The following is a 23,483-nucleotide window of genomic DNA, read 5'->3' as shown; positions in this document are numbered from 1 at the left end:
ATGCGAATATTTGTCTACGGCAGTTTAAGAACCAAGCAAGGCAACAGCCACTGGATGACTAACGCCCAGTTGCTGGGGGATTACAGTATCGAGAACTACCAGCTGTACAGCCTGGGCCACTATCCAGGCGCCGTTCCGGGAGAAGGAGCAGTACAGGGTGAGGTTTATCGTATTGATAATGCCACGCTGGCCGAACTTGATGCCTTGCGCACCAAAGGCGGGGAATACGCTCGCCGGTTAATCCAGACACCCTACGGCAGTGCATGGATGTACGTGTACCAACGTTCGGTGGAAGGTCTGACGCTGATTGAAAGCGGTAACTGGTTAGACCGTGACCAGTACTGATATGAATAACGCCACCTTCGGGTGGCGTTGTTTTTTCAGGCCGCACAGATTTTGTAGGCCGGGTAAGGCGTCGCCGCCACCCGGCAACAGACCGCACAGATAAAAAAAGCCCCGACAAGTCGGGGCTTTTTTTCACACGTTAAGCATTACTTCTTAGCGCGTTCGAAGGAGGCAACGATTTCCGCTTTCGCGGCTTCTGCGTTGTCCCAGCCTTCCACTTTCACCCATTTGCCTTTCTCGAGATCTTTGTAGTGCTCGAAGAAGTGGGCGATCTGCGCTTTCAGCAGCTCTGGCAGGTCGTTCACATCTTTAATGTGATCGTACTCTTTGCTCAGCTTGGTGTGCGGTACCGCAACCAGCTTCGCATCTTCACCCGCTTCGTCGGTCATTTTCAGCACACCAACTGGACGGCAGCGGATCACGGAGCCCGGCTGCAGAGGGTATGGCGTTGGGACCAGCACGTCTACCGGATCACCGTCCAGAGAGAGGGTGTGGTTGATGTAACCGTAGTTGCACGGATAGAACATCGCGGTAGACATGAAACGGTCAACGAACAGTGCGCCGGTGTCTTTGTCGATTTCGTATTTGATAGGATCAGCGTTCGCCGGGATTTCGATAACTACGTAGATGTCTTCCGGCAGTTCTTTACCCGCTGGGACGTTGAGTAAGCTCATGTCTGTGTCCTTTAAATGATTGGTAATCAAGTGGCGAGTATTATAGCCAACTGGCGCGGAATGTCTCCGCCTGTTTTCGCCGATCCCTGTTCCTGAAAACCATTATCAGCACTTTCTCATGACAAGATAATCCATAAACTCAGCCGCTTTTTTAATGGCTCAGTGAAAGCGATTACAAAGTTGTGATTAACGTTTTATTCACTTTTCTGAAGTGTGATGTAACACACTCCGTTACATCTCGCATTGTCTATAGTCTCTTCGCAGAACATTTTTTACCCAACAATAAACTCCCCTACGAGGACGCACTTATGTGGAAGCGCTTACTTCTTGTCACAGCAGTTTCGGCAGCCATGTCGTCTATGGCGATGGCCGCCCCCTTAACCGTAGGATTTGCCCAGGTCGGCTCAGAGTCCGGCTGGCGCGCCGCTGAGACCAACGTCGCGAAGAGTGAGGCCGAAAAACGCGGCATCACGCTGAAGATCGCCGATGGCCAGCAAAAACAGGAAAACCAGATCAAAGCGGTACGCTCTTTTATCGCTCAGGGCGTTGACGCCATCTTCATTGCGCCGGTCGTAGCGACGGGTTGGGAGCCGGTTCTGAAAGAAGCGAAAGATGCCGAAATTCCGGTCTTCCTGCTCGATCGTTCCATCGATGTAAAAGACAAATCTCTCTATATGACCACCGTTACTGCCGACAACGTGCTGGAAGGCAAATTGATTGGTGAATGGCTGGTGAAACAGGTGGATGGTAAGCCGTGTAATGTGGTTGAGCTGCAGGGCACCGTGGGCGCCAGCGTGGCCATCGACCGTAAGAAAGGCTTTGCTGATGCCATCTCCAAAGCGTCAAACATCAAGATTATCCGTTCTCAGTCCGGCGACTTCACCCGCAGTAAAGGGAAAGAGGTCATGGAGAGCTTTATCAAAGCCGAGAACAACGGCAAGAACATCTGCATGGTTTACGCCCATAACGATGACATGGTGATCGGCGCTATCCAGGCGATCAAAGAGGCGGGCCTGAAGCCGGGCACCGACATCCTGACCGGCTCTATCGACGGCGTACCGGATATCTATAAAGCGATGATCGACAAAGAGGCCAACGCCAGCGTGGAGCTGACGCCAAACATGGCAGGTCCGGCCTTTGACGCGCTGGAGAAATTCAAGAAAGACGGCACCATGCCGGAGAAAGTCACGATCACCAAGTCCACGCTCTATCTGCCTGATACCGCTGCAGAAGAGTTAGAGAAGAAGAAAAATATGGGCTACTAAGCTCGACTGAAAATGCCGGGCGACGCTGCGCTTGCCCGGCCTTCGGCTCGCTTTTTGTAGGCCGGGTAAGCGTAGCGCCATCCGACATGATGCAGGGGGAACCATGACCACAGACCAACACCAGGAAATCCTCCGCACAGAAGGATTGAGCAAATATTTTCCCGGCGTAAAAGCGCTGGATAACGTCGATTTCAGCCTGCGGCGTGGTGAGATCATGGCCCTGCTGGGCGAAAACGGCGCCGGAAAATCGACCCTGATTAAAGCCCTGACCGGTGTCTATCATGCCGATCGCGGCACCATCTGGCTGGAAGGCCACGCTATATCGCCTAAAAATACCGCCCATGCCCAGCAGCTGGGTATCGGGACGGTCTATCAGGAAGTGAACCTGCTGCCGAATATGTCGGTGGCGGATAATCTGTTTATCGGCCGCGAGCCACGCCGCTTTGGCCTGCTGCGCCGTAAAGAGATGGAAGACCGCGCCACCAAACTGATGGCGTCATACGGTTTCTCTCTCGACGTCCGCGAGCCGCTCAACCGCTTCTCGGTGGCGATGCAGCAGATCGTGGCCATCTGCCGGGCTATCGATCTCTCGGCAAAAGTGCTGATCCTCGATGAACCTACCGCCAGCCTGGATACCCAGGAGGTCGAGATGCTCTTCACCCTGATGCGCCAGCTGCGCGACCAGGGGGTGAGCCTCATTTTTGTCACCCACTTCCTCGATCAGGTGTATGAGGTGAGCGACCGCATTACCGTCCTGCGTAACGGCGGCTTCGTCGGCTGTCGCGAAACCCGCGAGCTGCCGCAAATCGAGCTGGTCAAAATGATGCTGGGCCGCGAGCTGGAGAGCAATGCCCTGCAGCGTGCGGGCCGGACGCTGCTCAGCGAGAAGCCGGTAGCGGCGTTTAAAGGGTACGGCAAGAAAGGCACCATTGCGCCCTTTGATCTCGAGGTGCGCCCGGGCGAAATCGTCGGACTGGCGGGGCTGTTAGGGTCGGGACGTACCGAAACGGCAGAGGTGATCTTCGGGATTAAACCTGCCGACAGCGGCACTGCGCTGATCAAAGGTAAACCGCAGACGCTGCGCTCCCCGCATCAGGCTTCCAGCCTGGGGATCGGTTTCTGCCCGGAAGATCGCAAGACCGACGGCATTATCGCCGCCGCTTCGGTGCGCGAGAACATCATTCTGGCCCTGCAGGCCCAGCGCGGCTGGCTGCGTCCCATTCCCCGTAAAGAGCAAAATGTGATTGCCGAGCGCTTTATTCGCCAGCTCGGCATCCGCACCCCGAGCGCGGAACAGCCAATCGAATTTCTCTCCGGCGGTAACCAGCAGAAGGTGCTGCTGTCACGCTGGCTGCTGACCAAACCGCAGTTCCTGATCCTCGACGAGCCGACCCGCGGTATCGACGTGGGGGCGCACGCGGAAATTATCCGCCTGATCGAAACCCTCTGCGCCGACGGTCTGGCGCTGCTGGTTATCTCCTCGGAGCTGGAGGAGCTGGTGGGGTATGCGGATCGGGTGATCATCATGCGCGACCGTCAGCAGGTGGCCGAGATCCCGCTGGATGCGCTCTCCGTTCCGGCAATCATGAACGCCATTGCGGCATAAGGAGTAGATCGTGATGTCACGTTCACTTTCTCAGACCGGCGAGACGAAGCGCCGCTTCAGCTGGCCCACCGGCACGCCGCAAATCATTGCGCTGATCCTGGTGTTACTGGTGGATAGCCTCGTTTCGCCACATTTTTATCAGATTATCCTCCAGGATGGCCGCCTGTTCGGCAGTCCGATTGATATCTTAAACCGCGCCGCGCCGGTCGCCCTGCTGGCGATCGGCATGACGCTGGTGATTGCCACCGGCGGTATCGACCTGTCGGTCGGGGCGGTGATGGCGATTGCCGGGGCGACGGCGGCTTCAATGACCGTGGCCGGACACAGCCTGCCGGTGGTGCTGCTGGCGACGCTGGGCACCGGCGGGCTCGCGGGATTGTGGAATGGCATCCTGGTGGCGATCCTCAAAATCCAGCCCTTTGTCGCCACCCTCATTTTAATGGTGGCCGGACGCGGGGTGGCGCAGCTGATCACCTCCGGGCAGATCGTCACCTTCAACGCCCCGAATCTGGCGTGGATTGGCAGCGGATCGCTGCTCTTCTTCCCGACGCCGGTGATTATTGTGGTGGTCACCCTGATCGCCTTCTGGCTGTTCACCCGCAAAACCGCCCTCGGGATGTTTATCGAAGCGGTGGGGATTAACATTCGCGCCGCGAAAAACGCCGGGGTCAGCACCCGTCTGATGGTGATGCTCACCTACGTATTGAGCGGAGTATGCGCCGCCATTGCCGGGATTATCGTCGCGGCCGATATTCGCGGGGCCGATGCCAATAACGCCGGGCTCTGGCTGGAGCTGGATGCGATCCTCGCGGTGGTGATTGGCGGCGGCTCGCTGATGGGCGGGCGCTTCAACCTGCTGCTGTCGGTGATTGGCGCGCTGATTATCCAGGGGATGAACACCGGGATCCTGCTGTCGGGTTTCCCGCCGGAACTCAACCAGGTGGTGAAAGCGGTGGTGGTGCTCTGCGTGCTCATCGTGCAGTCGCCGCGCTTTATCAGTCTCATTAAGGGGATGCGTGGTCATGATAAAACGTAATTTACCGCTCATGATTACCCTGGGCGTGTTTGTGCTGGGGTATCTCTACTGCCTGACTCAGTTCCCCGGTTTTGCTTCGACGCGGGTGATCTGCAACATCCTGACCGACAACGCCTTCCTCGGGATCATCGCCGTCGGCATGACCTTCGTGATCCTCTCCGGCGGGATCGACCTCTCCGTCGGGTCGGTGATCGCTTTTACCGGCGTCTTTCTGGCTAAGGCGATTGGCTACTGGGGGATCTCCCCCCTGCTGGCCTTCCCGCTGGTGCTGGTGATGGGCTGCGCCTTTGGCGCCTTTATGGGGCTGCTGATCGACGCCCTGAAGATCCCGGCGTTTATTATCACCCTCGCCGGGATGTTCTTCCTGCGCGGCGTCAGCTATCTGGTGTCGGAGGAGTCGATCCCGATTAACCATCCGGTCTACGACACCCTCTCAAGCCTGGCGTGGAAAATCCCCGGCGGCGGCCGTCTGAGTATTCTCGGTCTGGTGATGCTGGGCGTGGTGGTGATCGGCATTTTCCTCGCCCACCGCACCCGCTTTGGCAACGAAGTGTATGCCATCGGCGGTAACGCCACCTCGGCGAACCTGATGGGGATCTCCACCCGTAGCACCACCATTCGAATCTATATGCTCTCCACCGGGCTGGCGACGCTGGCGGGGATCGTCTTCTCCATCTACACCCAGGCGGGCTATGCGCTGGCAGGGGTAGGGGTGGAGCTGGACGCGATTGCCTCGGTGGTGATTGGCGGCACGCTGCTCAGCGGCGGCGTCGGCACGGTGCTGGGCACGCTGTTTGGGGTGGCGATCCAGGGGCTGATCCAGACCTATATTAACTTCGACGGCACCCTCAGCTCGTGGTGGACCAAGATTGCGATTGGCATTCTGCTGTTCATCTTTATCGCCCTGCAGCGCGGCCTGACGGTGCTCTGGGAGAACCGCCAGAACTCGCCTGTCACACGGGTGAGCACCACCAGCAAGCTATAAGCGCCTGAATTTACGTCAAGTCTAAATCTTTTCCGGTAGCGGCCGATAACCCTTAATTCTGTCCAGATTTATCTCGCTACCGGAAATTACATCATGCTTAAAACGCTATCGATTCGTACCGGCTTGCTTTCGTTACTGGCCGTTATGACCCTTCTGCTGCTGCTTGTCAGCGGTATCGGCATTTATGCCCTCACCCAGAGCTCCTCCTCTTTACAGCGCATTAACCATCTTCAGGGCGAACAGCTGGTGCAGCTCAACTCGGGCTACACCCTGATCCTGCGCGCGCGCAACGAGGCGGGGCAGGCCGTCCGCATGATGGAGGTGGGGCTGCTGGATGACGCCACAAAATCGGTGAAAAACATCAATGACGAACTCAAACAGGCGCAAACCACGCTGAAAAGCGTGATCGATAGTGGGATAAACGATCCAGAAGGCGATCGGTTGCTGAAGAAGCTCGCCGGGAGCCTGGCGGCGTATAACGCCCAGGGGATCGTGCCGATGCAGAACGCCCTGAATGCGCAGAATGCGGATGACTATTACGATCTGCTGGAGAACCGTCTGGTGCCGGTAGCGCGTCAGTTTGACAACGATATGCAGGCCTTCAAGGCCTGGAGCGACAGCCGGGGCAAAGCTGAAGTCGCCGCGGTACAGGCGAGTAAAAATCGGGTGATGCTGCTGATCATCGTCGCCGCGCTGCTGACCACGGGCATTATCGTGCTGGCGTGGCTGGCACTGCGCCATATGCTGCTGAAGCCGCTCTCCTCCTCTATTGCCCAGCTTGAGCACGTGGCCGCCGGGGATTTGACTCACGCCCTGACCACCCCCGCAAGCCAGGAGTTTAACCGCCTCAACGCCGCCATTGAGGAGATGCGCCAGTCGCTGATGGGCTCGGTGCTGCGGGTGCGTGACGCCAGCTCGCAGATTGATACCGGCAGCCGGGAGCTGACCGCAGGCAATATGCACCTTGCCCAGCGTACAGAATCCACCGCCACCTCGCTGGAGCAGACCGCGGCCAGCATGGAAGAGATCACCGCCACGGTGAAGCAGAACGCCCACAACGCCGAGCAGGCGCATCAGGTGGCGAAGACGATGTCAGATACCGCTGACCGCGGCAGCGAGATGGTCTGTTATGTCATTGAGAAGATGCGCGATATCTCCGGCAGCGCCGACCGTATCGCCGATATCCTCAGCGTGATCGACGGTATCGCCTTCCAGACCAATATTCTGGCGCTGAATGCCTCGGTGGAAGCCGCCCGCGCGGGTGAGCAGGGGCGCGGCTTTGCGGTGGTGGCCGGCGAGGTGCGTAACCTCGCCAGCCGTAGCGCCGATGCGGCAAAAGAGATCCGCACGCTCATCAGCGATTCCCAGGCGCACGTCAGCGAAGGTAGCGAACTGGCGCAGCAGGCGGGGGAAACCATGGACGAGATCGCCAACGAGGTGATGCGCATGACCCGCCTGATGCGTGAGATCGCCAATGCGTCGCACGAGCAGAGCCGTGGTATTGAGCAGGTGAATATTGCGGTCAACCAGATGGACGAAACCGCGCAGCAAAATGCGGCGCTGGTCCAGCAATCTTCCGCCGCGACGCGCTCGCTGGAAGAGCAATCCCGCGAGCTCATCGAGGCGATGTCACTCTTCAGGCTGTCGTCGCAACAGGCGTAGCCTTATCGCCTTCCGGCGCCGCTGGCGTCGGGAGGCTTTCCGCGCCAGCCGGGGTGTGGGCGATATAGTCATGAATGGCGCCCAGCAGCTTTTCCATCTCGGCGGACAGCTTCAGCGCGTATGGCGTTGGCTCCAGGAACAACCCCTTACGGGTAAACAGCGGCTCATTAAACAGCATGCCAAAGCGTTTCAGGGCCAGGCTGACTGCTGGCCTGGACATCTCCAGACGTAAAGAGGCTTTGGCCATGCTCCCGCACCTGACGACTTCAATAAATATCGGGATCAGATTGAGGTCGATGCCAGTGGATGAGCGAGAGAGGTTTTTCATATCGGCTGATTCCCATTGAACACTATTTGAACGCCGTCATGATGACGCAAGGATTCAATGGGTTACAGCAGGATTTTTATATAGTTTTATACCAACAAAGATATAAATATCTGGAAAAACAAAAGGGGCCAACTGGCCCCTTTTGGTCAAACTCAACAATCAGGCATCCGGGAATTCACGGATAAAGCGTTCCACGTCGTCAACCATATGATCGTTGCCAACGAAGAACGAACGGCGCTGGTGCAGGCTTTCAGGAATGATATCCATAATCCGCTCTTTGCCGTCGCTGGCTTTACCGCCCGCCTGTTCGGCGAGGAAGGCCATCGGGTTGCACTCATACAGCAGGCGCAGCTTACCTTCAGGGTGGCTGGCGGTGCTTGGGTAGAGGTAGATGCCGCCCTTCAGCAGGTTACGGTGGAAATCCGCCACCAGGGAGCCGATATAACGCGAGGTATAAGGGCGCTGGGTCGATTTATCCTCTTCCTGGCAGAATTTGATGTACTTCTTCACCCCGGCCGGGAATTTAATGTAGTTCCCTTCGTTGATGGAGTAAGTGCTGCCTTTCTGCGGGAAGCGCATACGCTCCTGGCACAGGCAGAATACGCCCAGCGACGGATCGTAGGTAAAGGCGTGCACGCCGCAGCCGGTGGTGTAGACCAGCATGGTGGAGGAGCCATATACCACATAACCCGCTGCAACCTGTTTATTGCCCGGCTGCAGGAAATCTTCTTCGGTGACCGGCGTGCCGACAGGGGTGACGCGACGGTAAATGGAGAAAATGGTGCCGACAGAGACGTTAACGTCGATGTTGGAGGAGCCATCCAGCGGATCCATCAGGACGACATACTTGGCGTGTTCACACCCTTCAAAGACGACGATTTCATCTTCTTCCTCGGAGGCGATCCCCGCAACGATGTCGCGCGCGCGCAGTGCAGCTTTCAGTTTTTCATTCGCGAACAGATCGAGTTTCTGTTGAACTTCGCCCTGCACGTTTTCAGCACCGCTGGCACCCAGGATATCGACCAGCCCGGCTTTGTTGATATCGCGATGGATGATCTTGGCGCCCAGCTTTATTGCCGACAACAAAGCAGTGAGCTCACCGGTAGCATGCGAGAACTCGTGCTGCTTTTCGACAATAAATTCACCTAACGTTTTCATAACACTTTCCCTGCATTGGATGTTGAGTAAAGTTGTTGATGCCCAACAATCTTAACAAACTTTCAAATTGTCGCGCAGAGGTGAATCGCGCCAGCTTGCTACAGATTTTCCTGAAATGCGTTTCTCTGCTGCTGACATATGCGTAAAATGTGCGCCACATTGAAGAAGGATAGTGACGTATGCGCATTCATATATTGGGGATTTGTGGCACTTTCATGGGCGGCCTGGCTATGCTGGCGCGCGCTCTTGGCCATGAGGTGACAGGTTCGGACGCCAATGTGTATCCGCCGATGAGCACGCTGCTGGAAAACCAGGGCATCGATCTGATTCAGGGCTACGACGCCAGCCAACTGGAGCCGCAGCCGGATCTGGTGATTATCGGAAACGCCATGACCCGGGGTAATCCCTGCGTAGAAGCCGTGCTGGAAAGGAATATTCCCTACATGTCAGGGCCGCAGTGGCTGCATGATTTCGTTCTGCGCGATCGCTGGGTGCTGGCGGTGGCGGGAACCCACGGCAAAACCACCACCGCCGGCATGGCGACGTGGATCCTCGAAGCCTGCGGCTACAAGCCGGGCTTTGTGATTGGTGGCGTGCCGGGGAACTTTGACGTTTCTGCCCGCCTGGGCGAGAGCCCGTTCTTTGTTATTGAGGCGGACGAATATGACTGCGCGTTCTTTGATAAACGCTCCAAGTTCGTTCATTACTGCCCGCGCACGCTGATCCTCAACAACCTTGAGTTTGACCACGCGGACATTTTCGACGACCTGAAAGCGATTCAGAAGCAGTTCCACCACCTGGTGCGCATCGTGCCGGGCCAGGGACGCATCATCCTGCCGGAGAACGACATTAACCTGAAGCAGACCCTGGCGATGGGGTGCTGGAGCGAGCAGGAGCTGGTGGGCGAGCAGGGCCACTGGCAGGCGAAGAAGCTCACCAACGATGCCTCCCGCTGGGAAGTGTTGCTGGATGGCGAAAAAGTCGGGGAAGTGCAGTGGGCGCTGGTGGGCGAGCACAACATGCATAACGGCCTGATGGCGATCGCCGCGGCCCGTCATGTGGGCGTCTTGCCTGCCGATGCGGCCAACGCGCTGGGATCGTTCATCAACGCCCGTCGTCGTCTTGAACTGCGCGGCGAAGCCAATGGCGTGACGGTGTATGACGATTTTGCCCATCACCCGACCGCGATCCTCGCGACGCTGGCTGCCCTGCGCGGCAAAGTGGGCGGCACGGCACGCATTCTGGCCGTACTGGAACCGCGCTCCAACACCATGAAGATGGGGATTTGCAAAGACGATTTAGCCCCCTCTTTAGGTCGCGCGGACGAGGTCTTCCTCCTGCAACCGCAGCACATTCCGTGGCAGGTGGCGGAAGTAGCCGAAGCCTGCGTCCAGCCTGCGCACTGGAGTGCCGACGTGGATACGCTGGCGGAGATGGTGGTGAAAACCGCGCAGCCGGGGGATCACATTCTGGTGATGAGCAACGGCGGGTTTGGTGGGATCCATCAGAAACTGCTGGACGGTCTGGCGAAGAAAGCAGAAGCAGTGGCGTAAAAAAAAGCCCGGTAGCGTTAACGCTGACCGGGTTTTTTGTAGGCCGGAGAAGGCGTTTACGCCGCCATCCGGCAAACAGCAGGCAGGGAATTAACCTTCGGCTTCCGCCAGCTCGCGCAGATACTGGAAAATCAGACGTGCAGACTTCGGCGGCTTGTTCGCCTCTTTCTCTTTCTTCGCGTTACGGATCAGAGAGCGCAGCTGCTGGCGATCGGCGTCCGGCCACAGGTTCAGCACTTCCGGTACGGCGTCATCGCCCTGTTCAATCAGACGATCGCGGATCTGCTCCAGCTTATGGAACAGCGCAACCTGCTGGTTGTGGCGGTTTTTCAGCTTATCCAGCGCCTGGCGAATCGGCTCTACGTCGCGCTGGCGCAATAATTTACCAATCAACTGAAGCTGGCGGCGACGGCCCTCTTTCTTGATGCGCTGTGCCAGTTCGATGGCGGCACGCAGATCCGGGTCGAGCGGGATTTTATCCAGCGCGTTTTTACCCAGCTCTACCATCTCCGCACCAAGCTGTTTTAACTCTTCGGCGTCGCGTTTAATTTCACTTTTGCTGACCCAGATGATCTCATCATCTTCGTCTTCGATGTCATCACCGGGAACGTCGTCGAGCCAGTCTTCGGGCTGCTTAGTCATGTCAGGCTCCTTAAAAAAAGAGGCTAATGTTACCAGTTTAGACGCGTACTGAGAAACGGTTCTCTGTTAGACTTCAGCTAACTACACCTTACATTATGGCATTTACGATGAAAGTGATCTCACAAGTTGCAGCGCAGCGTAAAGCACTGGAAGAGGCCGTCTCTATGGCCCTGGAGCTGGCGTCAGCGAAATCGGACGGGGCAGAAGTCGCCGTCAGCAAAACCACTGGCCTGAGCGTCAGCACCCGCTATGGCGAAGTGGAAACCGTTGAATTTAATAGCGATGGCGCATTAGGGATTACTGTTTATCACCAGAACCGTAAAGGCAGCGCCTCCTCTACCGATTTAAGCCCTGACGCCATTGCGCGGACCGTGCAGGCGGCGCTGGATATCGCCTCCTATACCTCCCCGGACCCCTATGCCGGGGTGGCTGACAAAGAGCTGCTGGCCTTTGAGGCCCCGGATCTGGATCTCTTCCATCCGGCGGAAGTGACCCCGGACGAAGCCATTGAGTTCGCCGCTCGCGCGGAGCAGGCCTCCCTTAATGCCGATAAGCGCATCACCAATACCGAAGGCGGCAGCTTTAACAGCCACTACGGCATTAAAGTCTTTGGCAACAGCCACGGCATGTTGCAGGGCTATTGCTCCACCCGTCACTCTCTTTCCAGCTGCGTGATTGCCGAAGAGAACGGCGACATGGAGCGCGATTACGCCTATACCATTGGCCGCGCGATGGGCGATCTGCAGTCGCCAGAGTGGGTTGGGGCGGAGTGTGCAAAACGCACCTTATCCCGCCTGGCTCCGCGTAAACTCTCTACCATGAAAGCACCGGTTATCTTTGCCAATGAAGTGGCGACCGGTCTGTTTGGGCATCTGGTCGGCGCGATTGCCGGCGGCGCGGTCTACCGTAAATCCACCTTCCTGCTTGATGCGCTGGGTACGCAAATCCTGCCGGAGTGGCTGACCATTGAAGAGCACCCGCACCTGCTGAAAGGACTGGCCTCTACGCCGTTCGACAGCGAGGGCGTTCGCACCGAGCGTCGCGATATCGTCAAAGAGGGCATCCTGACCCAGTGGCTGCTGACCAACTACTCCGCACGCAAACTGGGGCTTAAGAGCACCGGCCATGCGGGCGGCATCCACAACTGGCGCATTGCGGGCCAGGGCCTGGGCTTTGAGCAGATGCTGAAAGAGATGGGCACCGGGCTGGTGGTCACCGAGCTGATGGGGCAGGGCGTAAGCGGCGTCACCGGCGACTACTCGCGCGGGGCGTCTGGCTTCTGGGTGGAAAACGGTGAGATTCAGTATCCGGTGAGCGAAATTACCATCGCCGGTAACCTGAAAGATATGTGGCGTAATATCGTGACGGTGGGGAACGATATTGAGACGCGCAGCAATATCCAGTGCGGATCTGTTCTGTTACCGGAAATGAAGATCGCCGGTCAGTAATACCCAGGCGCACTCCGGTGCGCTTTTTTTCATAATAAAAAAGGAAGTGAGCAATGCGTAAAACCCTGTTAGCTATCCTCGCAGCGTCATCGCTGGTCATGAGCACCTCGGTCCTGGCCGATCTCGAAGACAACATGGACACCCTCAGCGAAAACCTGAAGGTGGTGCAGAAAACGGACAATGCGGCAGAGATGAAAGAGGCGTTAACCAAAATGCGTACCGCGGCGGTAGACGCGCAAAAAGAGACCCCGCCAAAGCTGGAAGGCAAAGCGGAAAACAGCCCGGAGATGAAAGATTTCCGTCACGGTCTTGAGACGCTGGTCGGGCAGATTGACGGCGCGCTGAAGCTGGCGAACGAAGGCAAAGTGAAAGAGGCCCAGGCGGCAGCCGATGGGTTTGTTACCACGCGCAATACCTATCACAAAAAATACCGTTAATGGGTGCCTGAGCCTTACGTCCTCTCCCCGTGTGCGGAGGCGCACTAAACGCCTCCGCCGGTTTGCTCCTACAATCCGGAGCGACAATCCATTTGCGCTATCACTTCAAGGGAACCGTTTCGGAAACGGATCTCGCAAAGCGTTTTCCGCGTCACCAGCGTTAAGATGATTATTGTCAAAGAAATGATCATCAAAACCCTGATACTGGGATCTCTGCGTTTCATGGATGCCTCCTTGCTTTTAAAGCGGGCGAGGTAGCGAACTCCACGGTTGCGACGTGTCGTTTCGAGCCCCTGCCCTGATTTTTCGTCAGGCGGGGCTTTCCACTTCCCGTCCCATGCATGAGACGGTCAGTCTCAAGCACCCACGGCCACTCTAGCGGATCCTCATAAGAAAACCTTATCCAGCTCACACTTCTACGAGTCTGCTCGTAAACTTTTTCACTTCTGCAATGCCCCTTTTCCCGCTCAGGAGCGTGATATTCATCACGTTAGGCCAGCGAAAAATCATTATTCAGCACAATTATGTGGCACAGATCACTGGTGCCGCTCTCCTTTCCACTTCGAAGTGGAAAACAACTCGCTACAAACCCCTGACACCCGGCGTTAGTTTTATCCCAGAGCCAATAACGGGGTAAGACGAGTGATTAACGGAACGGTAATAAACGACACTGGAGACCAGGCGGCGCAAACTGAACAGTTGGCCGACACCATGCTCAGGCAGACTTTCGCCCTGCTTAGTCATCACCACATTATCCCCAATGCCGTTCAGGAGCAGATGCTGACCTCCCACGTTCGCGCCATGGCGCACCGGTCGGTAACCGGCGAGCCGTTGCCGGAGGTCGAGGCTGACCTGTTTGACGAAATTTCACCAGAATCCATGCGGCTTGCCCGTGAAGTGGTGGCGCAGTTTGGCAATCTTCCTGATGAAGAAGCCTGGCTGCTCTCCGTTCACTTCGAAGTCGCCAAAGACAACCTTTAAGGAGCACATCATGGAACAAATTACAGTGGTCATCGGCGATCGCCTGGGTAAAGGCCAGAAGGTTGCAGCAGGCGTTGAAAAAGCGGGTGGCCGCGCGGTCGTAGTACCGGGCATGGCGGCAGATATGAAGCTGGGCGACGTGATGAAGGCGGAGAACGCCACCTTCGGTATCTCCTTCTGCGGCAGCGGCGGCGCGGGTGCTATCACCGCCCAGACCAAATATGGCTACAAAGCGAAGTACGGCATGCGCTCGGTCGATGAAGGCGTCACCGCCATCAACGAAGGCTGCAACGTGCTCGGCTTTGGCTTTATGGATAAAGAAGAGCTGGGCGAGCGTCTGGTTCAGGCGTGGCAGAAGAAGCACGGCGCATAAGCATGAAAGAACAGTTCACCACCACGGTGAGAGTGAAGGGCAAGGGCGACGCCAAAGCGCGCGCCTTTGCCGACGCGCTGAACCATGTTCAGGCCGCGGTGATGAAAGCATCGCCGCATATCTTACTGCGTATTGAGCCACAGGATGTGCAGGTTGTTCAGGCGCAAGAAGCGGTGCGTAAAGAGGCGTTTCTGTTCTTCTTTTTGCGCCGGGAAAGACGCACCTACAGCGTGGAGCTGGACGTGACCGTCAACGTGACTGCCATCAATCTGGACCAGGTGGACTTTGTCACGCAACGCTGATTCTTACTAATAGGGCAGACGAATGTTCCTGATAATTTTAATAAAATCGCTCATCATCGGCGGCCTGGTTGGCGTCGGCGTTGGGGCCGGGGCTGCACGCATGTTTCATGCGCCTACCACACAGGGTATGGGCGCGTTTCGTACGTTGGGAGAGCTGAACTCCTGCGAGGGGGATCCAGCGTCCCACTTCTCCTTTGGGTTAGGCTTCTTCTTTAACGCCTGGGCCTCGTCGGTTGCGGCGGGTTCCTTCACCCAGGACGTTGACCACCGCATCATCCCGAACTGGGGTGCCGCAGCGCTGATGATCAAAAACCGCAACGTCGGCGAGACGCTGCACGATCCCCGCAAAATGGCGATCGCCTGCGGCGTGATCGGCATGATTGTCGTCACCTTCCTGAACCTCACCGCCTCCTCCGTTCCGGCTGCGCTGCAGGTCACCGCCGTTAAGGTGCTGGTACCGGCGGCAAACCTGCTGGTCAACACCGTGATGCCGGTGATCTTCTGGCTGGCGGCCATCGACGCGGGTAAAAAATCGGGCTTCTGGGCCACCGTCTTTGGCGGCGCGGCGCAGTTGATTATGGGTAACGCCGTGCCGGGTCTGGTACTGGGGATCCTGATCGGTAAAGGGGTGGAAGAGAGCGGCTGGAACCACGTCACCAAAGTGATGATGGCGGCCATCGTTCTGCTCTTCGTGCTGAGCGGCTTCTTCCGCGGTTTCGACATGAAGATGATCGAATCCTTCCATCTGACCGTGCCGAACTGGCTCGACATGATCCACAACTCGCTCAGCGGCAAGTAACAGGAGCCTCTAAATGGAACAGAATAAAGGTTTTTGGTATGCCGACTGGTCGTTCCCGATCTTTGTTGGCCTGCTCTCCTCCGGCGTCTTCGCCGGGACGCACATGTACTACCTCTACGGCATCGGCGCCTTTAACGAAGTGGCCTTCGTGGCGATGCTGAAAGCGGGCATCGATACCGGTGCCTACGGCGCGGTGGCGGCGTTCGGCGCCAGCTTCCTGTTCGCCCGTATTATCGAAGGCTCCCTGGTGGGGATTCTGGATATCGGCGGGGCGATCCAGACCGGCGTCGGCTTAGGCGTGCCGGCGCTGCTGCTGGGGGCGGGCATCATGTTCCCGGTGACCAACTTTATCGCCTCGCTGGCAACCGGCCTGGTGATTGGCCTGGCGATTGGCTACGTCATCATCCTGGCGCGTAAATTCACCATCAATCAGAGCAACTCCACCTATGGGGCAGACGTGATGATGGGCGCGGGTAACGCCTCCGGCCGCTTCCTCGGGCCGTTGATTATCCTCAGCGCGATGACCGCCTCGATCCCGATCGGCATCGGTTCCCTGCTGGGCGCGCTGCTGTTCTATATCTGGCAGAAGCCGATTACCGGTGGCGCCATCCTCGGCGCAATGCTTTTGGGCTGGCTGTTCCCGGTCGCCCTTTAATACCCGCGGGCGCTCCGGCGCCCGTCTTCTCAGGAGAACCCCATGTTTGATTTACTCCTGCGCTGTGCGCGCCTCACCGACGATACCCTGACCGATATCGCCATTCAGGACGGGAAGATCGCGGCGGTTGGCGACATCACCGACCCCGCACAGCACACCGTTGAGCTCAACGGTGACACCTGGGTCAGCGCAGGCTGGATTGACTCCCACGTTCACTGCTACCCGAACTCGCCGATTTACCACGACGAGCCGGACAGCGTCGGTATCGCCACCGGCGTCACCACCGTGGTGGACGCGGGCAGCACCGGGGCGGACGACGTGGACGATTTCTACGCCATCACCCGCAAGGCCACAACCGAGGTCTTTGCCCTGCTGAACATCTCCCGCGTGGGGCTGATAGCCCAGAACGAGCTGGCGAACATGGCCAATATCGACGCCGACGCGGTAAAGCAGGCGGTGAAGCGCCACCCTGATTTTATCGTCGGCCTGAAAGCGCGCATGAGTAGCAGCGTGGTGGGCGAGAATGGCATTACGCCGCTGGAACGTGCGAAGGCCATCCAGAGAGAGAACGGCGATCTGCCGCTGATGGTGCACATTGGCAACAACCCGCCAAACCTCGACGAAATCGCCGAACTGCTGAGTTCAGGCGACATCATCACCCACTGCTACAACGGCAAACCGAACCGCATTCTGACCCCCTCAGGGGAGCTGCGCGCTTCCATCACCTCCGCCCTGAAGCGTGGCGTGCGGCTGGACGTGGGCCACGGCACCGCGAGCTTCAGCTTTGAGGTGGCAAAACGCGCCATCGCGATGGGCATTCTGCCGCACACCATCAGCTCGGATATCTACTGCCGCAACCGCCTTAACGGCCCGGTCGGCTCGCTGGCGAGCGTAATGTCAAAATTTCTCGCCATCGGCATGTCATTGCCGCAGGTGATTGAGTGCGTCACCGCCAACGCCGCCGACGGTCTGCGCCTGACGCGCAAAGGCCGCATTCAGCCAGGTCTCGACGCCGACCTGACGCTCTTCACCCTTAAGCGCCAGCCAACGCTGCTGGTGGATGCCGAAAACGACAGCCTGCAGGCTGAACACATTCTGGTGCCGCTTGCCGCGATCCGCGCGGGCAAGGGCTACATGACCGAACAAGGGAGCACGGAACATGCCTTCAATTTTTGAGAAATACAATTTAAAACAGGTGATTAACACCTCCGGGCGCATGACGGCGCTCGGCGTCTCCACCCCGCGCCCGGAAGTGGTGCAGGCGGCAATGGCGGGGATGAACCAGTACTTCGAGATGAAGGATCTGGTGAACAAAACCGGCGAATACATCGCGAAGCTGCTGGATGTGGAAGGGGCAACCGTCGTTTCCTGCGCCTCGGCGGGCATCGCCCAGTCCGTGGCGGCGGTGCTGGTGAAAGACAGCGACTGGCTGCTGGAAAACCTGCACGTCACTCCAATTGAGAACAACGAAATCGTGCTGCCGAAAGGCCACAACGTCAACTTTGGCGCGCCGGTGGGCACCATGGTGGCGCTGGGCGGCGGCCGACTGGTGGAAGCGGGCTATGCCAACGAATGCTCCGCCGATCAGCTGGCGGCGGCGATAACCCCGCGCACCGCGGCGATCATGTATATCAAATCCCACCACTGCGTGCAGAAGAGCATGCTCAGCGTGGAGCAGGCGGCAGTAGTGGCGCGTAAACACGACCTGCCGCTGATCGTCGATGCCGCGGCGGAAGAGGATCTGCACACTTACTACCGCGCCGGGGCGTCTCTTGTTATTTACAGCGGCGCGAAGGCGATCGAAGGGCCAACCAGCGGGCTGGTGATTGGCAGAACCCAGTATGTGGAGTGGGTCAAACGCCAGACGGCGGGTATTGGCCGGGCGATGAAGGTGGGTAAAGAGGGCATTCTGGGCCTCACCTGCGCCATCGAACACTACCTGACGGCAACCAAAGAGAGCGGGGCGGAGATGGTGGCGAAGATGACCCCCTTTATCGATGCGCTCAACACCCTGAACGGCGTGACCGCCCGCGTGGTCTGGGACAGCGCGGGCCGCGATATCGCCCGCACCGAGATTAAGTTCGACGAAGCCACCACCGGCGTCGGTACCGGCGATCTGGTGCATGCGCTGAAGCAGGGCGAATACGCCATCTACTTCCGCGGCTATAAAGCGAACGAAGGGATTATCGAAGCGGACGTGCGCAGCGTCACCGCTGACCAGCTCAACATTGTCTACCGCCGCATCAGCGAAGTATTAGGCCAGGAGAAAACCGCATGAAACTGACCCCTAACTTTTACCGCGACCGCGTCTGCCTGAACGTGCTGGCCGGCTCGAAAGCCAACGCCAGCGCTATCTACGAAGCCGCAGAGGGCCATGTACTGGTGGGCGTGCTCTCCAAAAACTACCCGGACGTGGCAAGCGCGGTGGCGGATATGCGCGAGTACGCTCAGCTTATCGATAACGCCCTCTCCGTAGGGCTGGGAGCAGGTGACCCGAACCAGTCGGCGATGGTGAGCGAGATCGCCCGTCAGGTGCAGCCGCAGCACGTTAACCAGGTTTTCACCGGTGTAGCCACCAGCCGTGCGCTGCTGGGGCAGAGCGAGTCCGTGGTCAACGGCCTGGTCTCCCCCACCGGCACCGTCGGGATGGTGAAAATCTCCACCGGCCCGCTGAGCAGCGCGGCACCAGATGGGATCGTCCCGGTGGAAACGGCCATTGCCCTGCTGAAAGATTTCGGCGGCAGCTCAATCAAATACTTCCCGATGGGCGGTCTGAAGTGCCGGGACGAATACCAGGCGGTGGCGGAAGCCTGCGCCCGGCACGACTTCTGGCTGGAGCCGACCGGGGGTATCGATCTGGACAACTTTGAGGCGATCCTGCAGATCGCCCTCGATGCAGGCGTGAGCAAGATCATCCCGCATATCTACAGCTCGATTATCGACAAAGCCAGCGGGGATACGCGTCCGGAAGATGTGCGTACGCTGCTGGAGATGACGAAAAAACAGGTTAAGTAGTCCCTCACCCTAACCCTCTCCCGCCGGGGGAGGGAAACATGATCAGGAGCCACCATGCATACCCGTAACCTGCTTGTCGCTTCACTCTCAATGCTTGCCACCGCCGCTGTCGCCCAGACGCAGTACGCCTGGGTGGGGACCTACAACCCCAACGGCGAAGGGCTCTACCGCTTTACCGTCGATCCGCAATCCGGCGCGCTCGCCAACAAAACGCTGGTGAGTAAACTGCCGAACGCCGCGCAGCTAACCGTCTCCCGCGACGGCAAAACGCTCTATCTGGCAAGCGAAGTGGAGCAGGGGGTGGTGCAGGCGCTGCGGGTGGGCGATAACGGCGAGCTGAGCGAACTGAATCAGGTGGCCTCCGGCGGTGCGGGACCGGTCTATCTCTCGCTGACGCCGAACGGCAAGCACCTGCTGGTGGCTAACTATGTCAGCGGATCCATTGCGGTGCTGCCGATCAACGCTGACGGCAGCCTGGGTAATGCCACGGATACCCACCAGGATCAAGGCGAACCGGGTGCCGCGAAACCCCAAGCCGCCGTAGAGGGCAGTTTTGCCATCAGCGATCACAATGGCCCCCATGCGCACATGATCGCCGCCGATCCGAGCGGGAGGTTTGTCTTTTCAACCGATCTGGGGCTGGATCGTATCTATCAGTACCGTTTTGACGATCGCACCGGGAAGCTCACCCCGAACGATCCGCCGTTTATCAGCGCCTCTTCGAAAGGGGCCGGACCGCGCCATTTCGTCTTTACGCCAAAAGGTGATGCCCTGTGGCTGATTAACGAAGAGGCGTCTACGCTGACCCATTATGCCGTAGAGGCCAACGGCACGCTGAAAGAGGGCAAGAGTGTCTCTGCGCTGCCAGCCGGCTACAAGGGCACCAGTTTTGCCGCCGGGCTGGCGTTAAGTGGTGATGGTAAGCAGCTGTATGTTGCTAACCGTTTGCATAACAGCATCGGCCACTTTACCGTAACGGCGGAAGGAACGCTGACGCATCAGGACGATGTCTGGACGCGTGGCGATTACCCGCGCACCCTGACGCTCGATAAACAGGGGCGCTGGCTCTATGTCATGAACCAGCGCAGCGACAACATCACCCGGTTTCGCGTGGCGCAGGACGGCAAGCTGAGCGTCGAGCCAGACTATACCCCGGTCGGCAGCCCATCCCAGATGGTCATTTCACCCTAAGCTGTAAGAGGACAACCCCGTGCGATTTCCCAACCAACGTTTAGCGCAACTGTTCGAGATGTTGCAAAACGAGACGCTGCCGCAGGACGAACTGGCGCAACGGTTGTCGGTCTCCACGCGTACCGTCCGGGCTGATATCACCGCGCTGAACGCGCTGCTGGCGGGGAACGGGGCGCAGTTTATCCTCAGCCGCGGTAACGGCTATCAACTGAAAATTGACGATCCGGCGCGCTATCAGCTGTTGCAGGCTTCGCATCCGCGGACGTTGCGTATTCCGCGCACCAGCCAGGAGCGGGTGCACTACCTGGTGGTGCGCTTTCTCACCTCGGCATTCTCCCTCAAGCTGGAGGACCTGGCCGACGAGTGGTTTGTCAGCCGCGCCACGCTACAGAGCGATATGGCGGAGGTGCGCGAGTGGTTTCATCGCTATCGCCTGACCCTGGAGACCCGCCCGCGTCACGGTATGAAGCTGTTTGGCAGCGAGATGGCGATCCGCGCCTGCCTCACCGATCTGCTGTGGCAGCTGGCGCAGCAGGACAACCTTAATCCGCTGGTGACGGAAGTGGCACTCAATGCCGGCGTGCCGGAGCAGCTCGCCGCCGTCCTGCATGAGACCTTTACCCGTCATCATATCCGTCTGACCGACGAGGGGGAGCTGTTTTTACGGCTCTACGGCGCGGTAACGGTGCGACGCATCAGCGAAGGCTATCCACTGCCGGAGTTTAACGCCGAAGAGGTGGCCGAGAACGTGCGCGACGCCGCGCGGGATATCGCCAGCGCCATCGCCCGGCTGGCCGATAAAACGCTGTCTCCCTCGGAGGTGACCTGGCTGGGGGTGCATATCGCCGCCCGCCAGGTACAGGAGATCTCACCCAGCGCCATCAACGCCGATGATGAAGAGGCGCTGGTGAACTACATCCTGGGCTATATCAACACCCACTATAACTACAACCTCCTCGCGGACGCTCAGCTCCACGCGGATCTGCTGACCCACATAAAAACCATGATCACCCGGGTGCGCTACCAGATCATGATCCCCAATCCGCTGCTGGATAACATCAAGCAGCACTATCCGATGGCATGGGACATGACCCTGGCGGCGGTGTCGAGCTGGGGCAAGTACACCCCGTATGCGATCAGCGAAAACGAGATTGGCTTCCTGGTGCTGCATATCGGCGTCGGCCTGGAACGCCACTACAACATTGGCTATCAGCGCCAGCCGCGGGTGATGCTGGTGTGCGACGCGGGCAACGCGATGGTGCGGATGATCGAGGCCGTTTTGCAGCGCAAGTATCCGCAAATCGAGGTGACGCGTGTGCTGACGCTGCGGGAGTATGAGCAGTGCGAGAACATCAGCGAAGATTTCGTCATCTCCACCGCGCGGATCGGCGAAAAAGCCAAGCCGGTGGTGATGATTGCCCCGTTCCCGACCGACTATCAGCTCGAGCAGATCGGCAAGCTGGTGCTGGTGGACAGAACGCGCCCCTGGATGCTGGAAAAGTACTTTGATGCCAGCCACTTCCGCGTGATTAATCAGCCCATCGACCAGCAGACGCTGTTCCGTGAGCTGTGCGGTCAGCTACAGGAGGAGGGGTTTGTGGATGCAGAGTTTCTCGACTCGGTGGTAGAGCGCGAGGCCATCGTCAGCACCCTGCTCGGCGACGGCATCGCCCTGCCGCACTCCCTCGGTTTGTTGGCGCAAAAAACCGTGGTCTACACCGTGCTGGCCCCGCAGGGGATCCAGTGGGGGGATGAAACCGCGCACGTGATCTTCCTGCTGGCGATCAGTAAAAGCGAGTATGAAGAGGCGATGGCCATCTACGATATCTTTGTCACCTTCCTGCGCGAACGGGCGATGACGCGGCTCTGTCAATGTCACGACTTCGCGGAGTTTAAAACCGTGGCGATGGAGAGTTTGAGCCGGTTTTGAGAGGCGCTATCCAGAATTCGATGTAATGCGAATGTAATGCTAAACTGCATTACACATTCGTTTTTACCGGAGGCATAATGGCCACGCTTAACGTCCGTCTGGATGACAAACTCAAAAACGAGGCATATGCCGTGCTGGAAAAACTGAACATTACCCCGACGGAAGCCGTTCGGCTTCTGTTCCAGTATGTCGCGGAAAATGGCCGCATGCCGGTCAAAACCATGACGGTAAGTGACAGCGAAGATGAACTGATCAGGACGGTCAGGGAACGGCTGGCGAATCCGCAAAAAGGGATCAAGGTTAGTCTGGATGACCTATGAGCTGGAATTCGATCCACGTGCGCTAAAGGAGTGGCAGAAACTGGGTGATACGGTTAAGAGTCAGTTTAAGAAGAAGCTGGCAGTCGTCCTGTCAAACCCGCGAAGAGAGTCTGCCAGGCTACATGGCTTACCGGACTGCTACAAAATTAAACTCAGTTCGTCCGGTTATCGGCTGGTATATCAGGTCAGGGATAAGGTCATTACGGTATTTGTGGTCGCAGTGGGAAAACGCGAAAAATCAGCCGTCTATCACGACGCAAATCAACGGCTTTAAGACTCAACGCAGATGATGCACCACCTGGTTACTGCTGCCGCGCCAGATCAGCATCGGATCTTTCAGATCCTGCACAAATTTGCCGTCGATCAGCACGTTGATCAGATCCACCACCTGCATCTGCTCATCGTTCAGTTCGTCCAGCTTATAGCCCGTCCACACCCAGATATCTTTGCCCGGGCACTCGGCGCGAATGCGCTGCACCAGCTTCAGGATATCCGGCACGTTTTGCGGGTGCAGCGGATCGCCGCCGGAGAGCGAAATCCCCTGGCGTTTGATGCGCGTGTCGTTGAGATCGTCGATGATCCGCTGCTCCATCTCCGCGGTAAACGGCATGCCGGAGTTGAGCCGCCAGGTGCTTTTGTTATAGCAGCCGGGGCATTCGTGAACGCAGCCGGAGACAAACAGGGTGCAGCGGGTGCCGGGACCGTTGACGATGTCGACAGGATAATATTGATGATACTTCATAGCGTATAACCACGCCGGGTGTCGCGTAGCGATCCC

27 protein-coding genes are annotated in these 23,483 nt (G+C 58.1%); 21 read left to right on the top strand and 6 right to left on the bottom strand.

Annotated features, from left to right (window positions below; translation table 11 throughout):
• Positions 1-345, top strand: coding sequence for a gamma-glutamylcyclotransferase family protein (locus WFM46_RS06325; RefSeq protein ID WP_039028479.1), 345 nt, complete (start codon positions 1-3; stop codon positions 343-345).
• Positions 346-491: 146 nt separating this feature from the next.
• Here WFM46_RS06325 and ppa read toward each other — a convergent pair whose 3' ends face one another.
• Positions 492-1,019 carry an inorganic diphosphatase gene (gene ppa, locus WFM46_RS06320; RefSeq protein WP_103178006.1) on the bottom strand — a complete coding sequence of 176 codons (528 nt, stop codon included), beginning with the start codon at positions 1,017-1,019 and terminating at the stop codon, positions 492-494.
• A gap of 308 nt (positions 1,020-1,327) precedes the next feature.
• Between ppa and ytfQ the strand changes: the two genes are divergently transcribed.
• From ytfQ to WFM46_RS06295, 5 genes are all read left to right on the top strand, one after another.
• A complete protein-coding gene (gene ytfQ / locus WFM46_RS06315; protein WP_103178007.1) occupies positions 1,328-2,284 on the top strand; it encodes a galactofuranose ABC transporter, galactofuranose-binding protein YtfQ in 957 nt (318 codons plus the stop codon).
• 103 nt (positions 2,285-2,387) lie between these two features.
• The gene (ytfR, locus tag WFM46_RS06310; RefSeq protein WP_103178008.1) at positions 2,388-3,890 is read left to right on the top strand and encodes a galactofuranose ABC transporter, ATP-binding protein YtfR; all 1,503 of its coding nucleotides are present in this window, start codon (positions 2,388-2,390) and stop codon (positions 3,888-3,890) included.
• A 10-nt stretch (positions 3,891-3,900) separates the two neighbouring features.
• Positions 3,901-4,926, top strand: coding sequence for a galactofuranose ABC transporter, ATP-binding protein YtfT (gene ytfT, locus WFM46_RS06305; protein WP_336997262.1), 1,026 nt, complete (start codon positions 3,901-3,903; stop codon positions 4,924-4,926).
• A complete protein-coding gene (gene yjfF, locus WFM46_RS06300) occupies positions 4,913-5,911 on the top strand; it encodes a galactofuranose ABC transporter, permease protein YjfF (protein ID WP_103178010.1) in 999 nt (332 codons plus the stop codon). The genes ytfT and yjfF overlap by 14 nt, the downstream gene beginning before the upstream one ends.
• Positions 5,912-6,004: 93 nt before the next feature.
• Positions 6,005-7,573 carry a methyl-accepting chemotaxis protein gene (locus tag WFM46_RS06295; RefSeq protein WP_336997261.1) on the top strand — a complete coding sequence of 523 codons (1,569 nt, stop codon included), beginning with the start codon at positions 6,005-6,007 and terminating at the stop codon, positions 7,571-7,573.
• On the opposite strand, the gene WFM46_RS06290 is transcribed toward WFM46_RS06295, so the two are convergent.
• Positions 7,548-7,901 carry a helix-turn-helix domain-containing protein gene (locus WFM46_RS06290; RefSeq protein ID WP_103178012.1) on the bottom strand — a complete coding sequence of 118 codons (354 nt, stop codon included), beginning with the start codon at positions 7,899-7,901 and terminating at the stop codon, positions 7,548-7,550. The genes WFM46_RS06295 and WFM46_RS06290 overlap by 26 nt on opposite strands.
• A 159-nt stretch (positions 7,902-8,060) precedes the next feature.
• Positions 8,061-9,059 (bottom strand): class 1 fructose-bisphosphatase, encoded by a 999-nt coding sequence (gene fbp, locus WFM46_RS06285; protein WP_103178013.1) that lies wholly within the window; start codon positions 9,057-9,059, stop codon positions 8,061-8,063.
• A 179-nt stretch (positions 9,060-9,238) separates the two neighbouring features.
• Here fbp and mpl point away from each other — a divergent pair, with 179 nt between their 5' ends.
• Positions 9,239-10,612: a UDP-N-acetylmuramate:L-alanyl-gamma-D-glutamyl-meso-diaminopimelate ligase gene (gene mpl, locus WFM46_RS06280; protein ID WP_103178014.1), complete on the top strand. Its 1,374-nt coding sequence runs from the start codon at positions 9,239-9,241 to the stop codon at positions 10,610-10,612.
• Positions 10,613-10,702: 90 nt separating this feature from the next.
• Here the strand turns inward: mpl and yjgA are convergent, their stop codons facing one another.
• Positions 10,703-11,254 carry a ribosome biogenesis factor YjgA gene (gene yjgA / locus WFM46_RS06275; protein ID WP_103178015.1) on the bottom strand — a complete coding sequence of 184 codons (552 nt, stop codon included), beginning with the start codon at positions 11,252-11,254 and terminating at the stop codon, positions 10,703-10,705.
• Positions 11,255-11,349: 95 nt separating this feature from the next.
• Here yjgA and pmbA point away from each other — a divergent pair, with 95 nt between their 5' ends.
• Complete coding sequence (gene pmbA / locus WFM46_RS06270; protein WP_159340451.1) at positions 11,350-12,702, top strand: metalloprotease PmbA; 1,353 nt, start codon at positions 11,350-11,352, stop codon at positions 12,700-12,702.
• Between the two features lie 53 nt (positions 12,703-12,755).
• Positions 12,756-13,139: a cytochrome b562 gene (cybC, locus tag WFM46_RS06265; RefSeq protein ID WP_156653785.1), complete on the top strand. Its 384-nt coding sequence runs from the start codon at positions 12,756-12,758 to the stop codon at positions 13,137-13,139.
• Positions 13,140-13,207: 68 nt separating this feature from the next.
• On the opposite strand, the gene WFM46_RS06260 is transcribed toward cybC, so the two are convergent.
• Positions 13,208-13,330 carry a Hok/Gef family protein gene (locus tag WFM46_RS06260; protein WP_231736637.1) on the bottom strand — a complete coding sequence of 41 codons (123 nt, stop codon included), beginning with the start codon at positions 13,328-13,330 and terminating at the stop codon, positions 13,208-13,210.
• A gap of 451 nt (positions 13,331-13,781) precedes the next feature.
• On the opposite strand from WFM46_RS06260, the gene WFM46_RS06255 reads away from it, so the two are divergent.
• From WFM46_RS06255 to WFM46_RS06200, 12 genes are all read left to right on the top strand, one after another.
• Positions 13,782-14,120: a glycine dehydrogenase gene (locus WFM46_RS06255; RefSeq protein WP_103178022.1), complete on the top strand. Its 339-nt coding sequence runs from the start codon at positions 13,782-13,784 to the stop codon at positions 14,118-14,120.
• A gap of 10 nt (positions 14,121-14,130) precedes the next feature.
• The gene (locus tag WFM46_RS06250; RefSeq protein WP_006179053.1) at positions 14,131-14,493 is read left to right on the top strand and encodes an SFCGS family glycine-rich protein; all 363 of its coding nucleotides are present in this window, start codon (positions 14,131-14,133) and stop codon (positions 14,491-14,493) included.
• A gap of 2 nt (positions 14,494-14,495) precedes the next feature.
• Positions 14,496-14,795, top strand: a complete 300-nt coding sequence (locus WFM46_RS06245) for a DUF4312 family protein (RefSeq protein WP_006810338.1) — start codon at positions 14,496-14,498, stop codon at positions 14,793-14,795.
• Positions 14,796-14,817: 22 nt separating this feature from the next.
• Positions 14,818-15,594: a DUF4311 domain-containing protein gene (locus WFM46_RS06240; protein WP_039030609.1), complete on the top strand. Its 777-nt coding sequence runs from the start codon at positions 14,818-14,820 to the stop codon at positions 15,592-15,594.
• A 13-nt stretch (positions 15,595-15,607) separates the two neighbouring features.
• Entirely contained in the window at positions 15,608-16,249 is a 642-nt protein-coding gene (locus WFM46_RS06235) for a DUF4310 family protein (RefSeq protein WP_103178023.1), read from the top strand.
• A gap of 42 nt (positions 16,250-16,291) precedes the next feature.
• Positions 16,292-17,425, top strand: a complete 1,134-nt coding sequence (locus WFM46_RS06230; RefSeq protein ID WP_336997260.1) for an amidohydrolase/deacetylase family metallohydrolase — start codon at positions 16,292-16,294, stop codon at positions 17,423-17,425.
• Positions 17,409-18,527, top strand: a complete 1,119-nt coding sequence (locus tag WFM46_RS06225) for a DgaE family pyridoxal phosphate-dependent ammonia lyase (protein ID WP_336997259.1) — start codon at positions 17,409-17,411, stop codon at positions 18,525-18,527. The genes WFM46_RS06230 and WFM46_RS06225 overlap by 17 nt, the downstream gene beginning before the upstream one ends.
• Complete coding sequence (dagF, locus tag WFM46_RS06220; protein ID WP_103178026.1) at positions 18,524-19,264, top strand: 2-dehydro-3-deoxy-phosphogluconate aldolase; 741 nt, start codon at positions 18,524-18,526, stop codon at positions 19,262-19,264. The genes WFM46_RS06225 and dagF overlap by 4 nt, the downstream gene beginning before the upstream one ends.
• 54 nt (positions 19,265-19,318) lie before the next feature.
• The gene (locus WFM46_RS06215; RefSeq protein ID WP_336997258.1) at positions 19,319-20,455 is read left to right on the top strand and encodes a lactonase family protein; all 1,137 of its coding nucleotides are present in this window, start codon (positions 19,319-19,321) and stop codon (positions 20,453-20,455) included.
• Between the two features lie 19 nt (positions 20,456-20,474).
• Entirely contained in the window at positions 20,475-22,385 is a 1,911-nt protein-coding gene (locus tag WFM46_RS06210) for a BglG family transcription antiterminator (protein WP_159340183.1), read from the top strand.
• Positions 22,386-22,462: 77 nt separating this feature from the next.
• Positions 22,463-22,705 (top strand): type II toxin-antitoxin system RelB/DinJ family antitoxin, encoded by a 243-nt coding sequence (locus WFM46_RS06205; RefSeq protein WP_336997257.1) that lies wholly within the window; start codon positions 22,463-22,465, stop codon positions 22,703-22,705.
• A complete protein-coding gene (locus tag WFM46_RS06200) occupies positions 22,695-22,979 on the top strand; it encodes a type II toxin-antitoxin system RelE family toxin (RefSeq protein WP_103178030.1) in 285 nt (94 codons plus the stop codon). The genes WFM46_RS06205 and WFM46_RS06200 overlap by 11 nt, the downstream gene beginning before the upstream one ends.
• A gap of 3 nt (positions 22,980-22,982) precedes the next feature.
• Here the strand turns inward: WFM46_RS06200 and nrdG are convergent, their stop codons facing one another.
• Positions 22,983-23,447 carry an anaerobic ribonucleoside-triphosphate reductase-activating protein gene (gene nrdG, locus WFM46_RS06195; protein WP_103178031.1) on the bottom strand — a complete coding sequence of 155 codons (465 nt, stop codon included), beginning with the start codon at positions 23,445-23,447 and terminating at the stop codon, positions 22,983-22,985.
• Positions 23,448-23,483 lie beyond the last annotated feature (36 nt).

The organism is Leclercia sp. M50, assembly GCF_037150775.1.
GTDB lineage: Bacteria > Pseudomonadota > Gammaproteobacteria > Enterobacterales > Enterobacteriaceae > Enterobacter.
Note: the sequence above shows the minus strand (reverse complement) of the source record. Positions and strands in the feature narration are given on the sequence as shown.

What these genes read in the sequence shown, in the direction of transcription:
- WFM46_RS06325 (WP_039028479.1), top strand. Translation starts at nt 1, where the DNA reads ATGCGAATATTTGTCTACGGCAGTTTAAGAACCAAGCAAGGCAACAGC.
- ppa (WP_103178006.1), bottom strand. Translation starts at nt 1,019, where the DNA reads ATGAGCTTACTCAACGTCCCAGCGGGTAAAGAACTGCCGGAAGACATC.
- ytfQ (WP_103178007.1), top strand. Translation starts at nt 1,328, where the DNA reads ATGTGGAAGCGCTTACTTCTTGTCACAGCAGTTTCGGCAGCCATGTCG.
- ytfR (WP_103178008.1), top strand. Translation starts at nt 2,388, where the DNA reads ATGACCACAGACCAACACCAGGAAATCCTCCGCACAGAAGGATTGAGC.
- yjfF (WP_103178010.1), top strand. Translation starts at nt 4,913, where the DNA reads ATGATAAAACGTAATTTACCGCTCATGATTACCCTGGGCGTGTTTGTG.
- WFM46_RS06295 (WP_336997261.1), top strand. Translation starts at nt 6,005, where the DNA reads ATGCTTAAAACGCTATCGATTCGTACCGGCTTGCTTTCGTTACTGGCC.
- WFM46_RS06290 (WP_103178012.1), bottom strand. Translation starts at nt 7,901, where the DNA reads ATGAAAAACCTCTCTCGCTCATCCACTGGCATCGACCTCAATCTGATC.
- fbp (WP_103178013.1), bottom strand. Translation starts at nt 9,059, where the DNA reads ATGAAAACGTTAGGTGAATTTATTGTCGAAAAGCAGCACGAGTTCTCG.
- mpl (WP_103178014.1), top strand. Translation starts at nt 9,239, where the DNA reads ATGCGCATTCATATATTGGGGATTTGTGGCACTTTCATGGGCGGCCTG.
- yjgA (WP_103178015.1), bottom strand. Translation starts at nt 11,254, where the DNA reads ATGACTAAGCAGCCCGAAGACTGGCTCGACGACGTTCCCGGTGATGAC.
- pmbA (WP_159340451.1), top strand. Translation starts at nt 11,350, where the DNA reads ATGGCATTTACGATGAAAGTGATCTCACAAGTTGCAGCGCAGCGTAAA.
- cybC (WP_156653785.1), top strand. Translation starts at nt 12,756, where the DNA reads ATGCGTAAAACCCTGTTAGCTATCCTCGCAGCGTCATCGCTGGTCATG.
- WFM46_RS06260 (WP_231736637.1), bottom strand. Translation starts at nt 13,330, where the DNA reads ATGATCATTTCTTTGACAATAATCATCTTAACGCTGGTGACGCGGAAA.
- WFM46_RS06250 (WP_006179053.1), top strand. Translation starts at nt 14,131, where the DNA reads ATGGAACAAATTACAGTGGTCATCGGCGATCGCCTGGGTAAAGGCCAG.
- WFM46_RS06245 (WP_006810338.1), top strand. Translation starts at nt 14,496, where the DNA reads ATGAAAGAACAGTTCACCACCACGGTGAGAGTGAAGGGCAAGGGCGAC.
- WFM46_RS06240 (WP_039030609.1), top strand. Translation starts at nt 14,818, where the DNA reads ATGTTCCTGATAATTTTAATAAAATCGCTCATCATCGGCGGCCTGGTT.
- WFM46_RS06235 (WP_103178023.1), top strand. Translation starts at nt 15,608, where the DNA reads ATGGAACAGAATAAAGGTTTTTGGTATGCCGACTGGTCGTTCCCGATC.
- WFM46_RS06230 (WP_336997260.1), top strand. Translation starts at nt 16,292, where the DNA reads ATGTTTGATTTACTCCTGCGCTGTGCGCGCCTCACCGACGATACCCTG.
- WFM46_RS06225 (WP_336997259.1), top strand. Translation starts at nt 17,409, where the DNA reads ATGCCTTCAATTTTTGAGAAATACAATTTAAAACAGGTGATTAACACC.
- dagF (WP_103178026.1), top strand. Translation starts at nt 18,524, where the DNA reads ATGAAACTGACCCCTAACTTTTACCGCGACCGCGTCTGCCTGAACGTG.
- WFM46_RS06215 (WP_336997258.1), top strand. Translation starts at nt 19,319, where the DNA reads ATGCATACCCGTAACCTGCTTGTCGCTTCACTCTCAATGCTTGCCACC.
- WFM46_RS06205 (WP_336997257.1), top strand. Translation starts at nt 22,463, where the DNA reads ATGGCCACGCTTAACGTCCGTCTGGATGACAAACTCAAAAACGAGGCA.
- WFM46_RS06200 (WP_103178030.1), top strand. Translation starts at nt 22,695, where the DNA reads ATGACCTATGAGCTGGAATTCGATCCACGTGCGCTAAAGGAGTGGCAG.
- nrdG (WP_103178031.1), bottom strand. Translation starts at nt 23,447, where the DNA reads ATGAAGTATCATCAATATTATCCTGTCGACATCGTCAACGGTCCCGGC.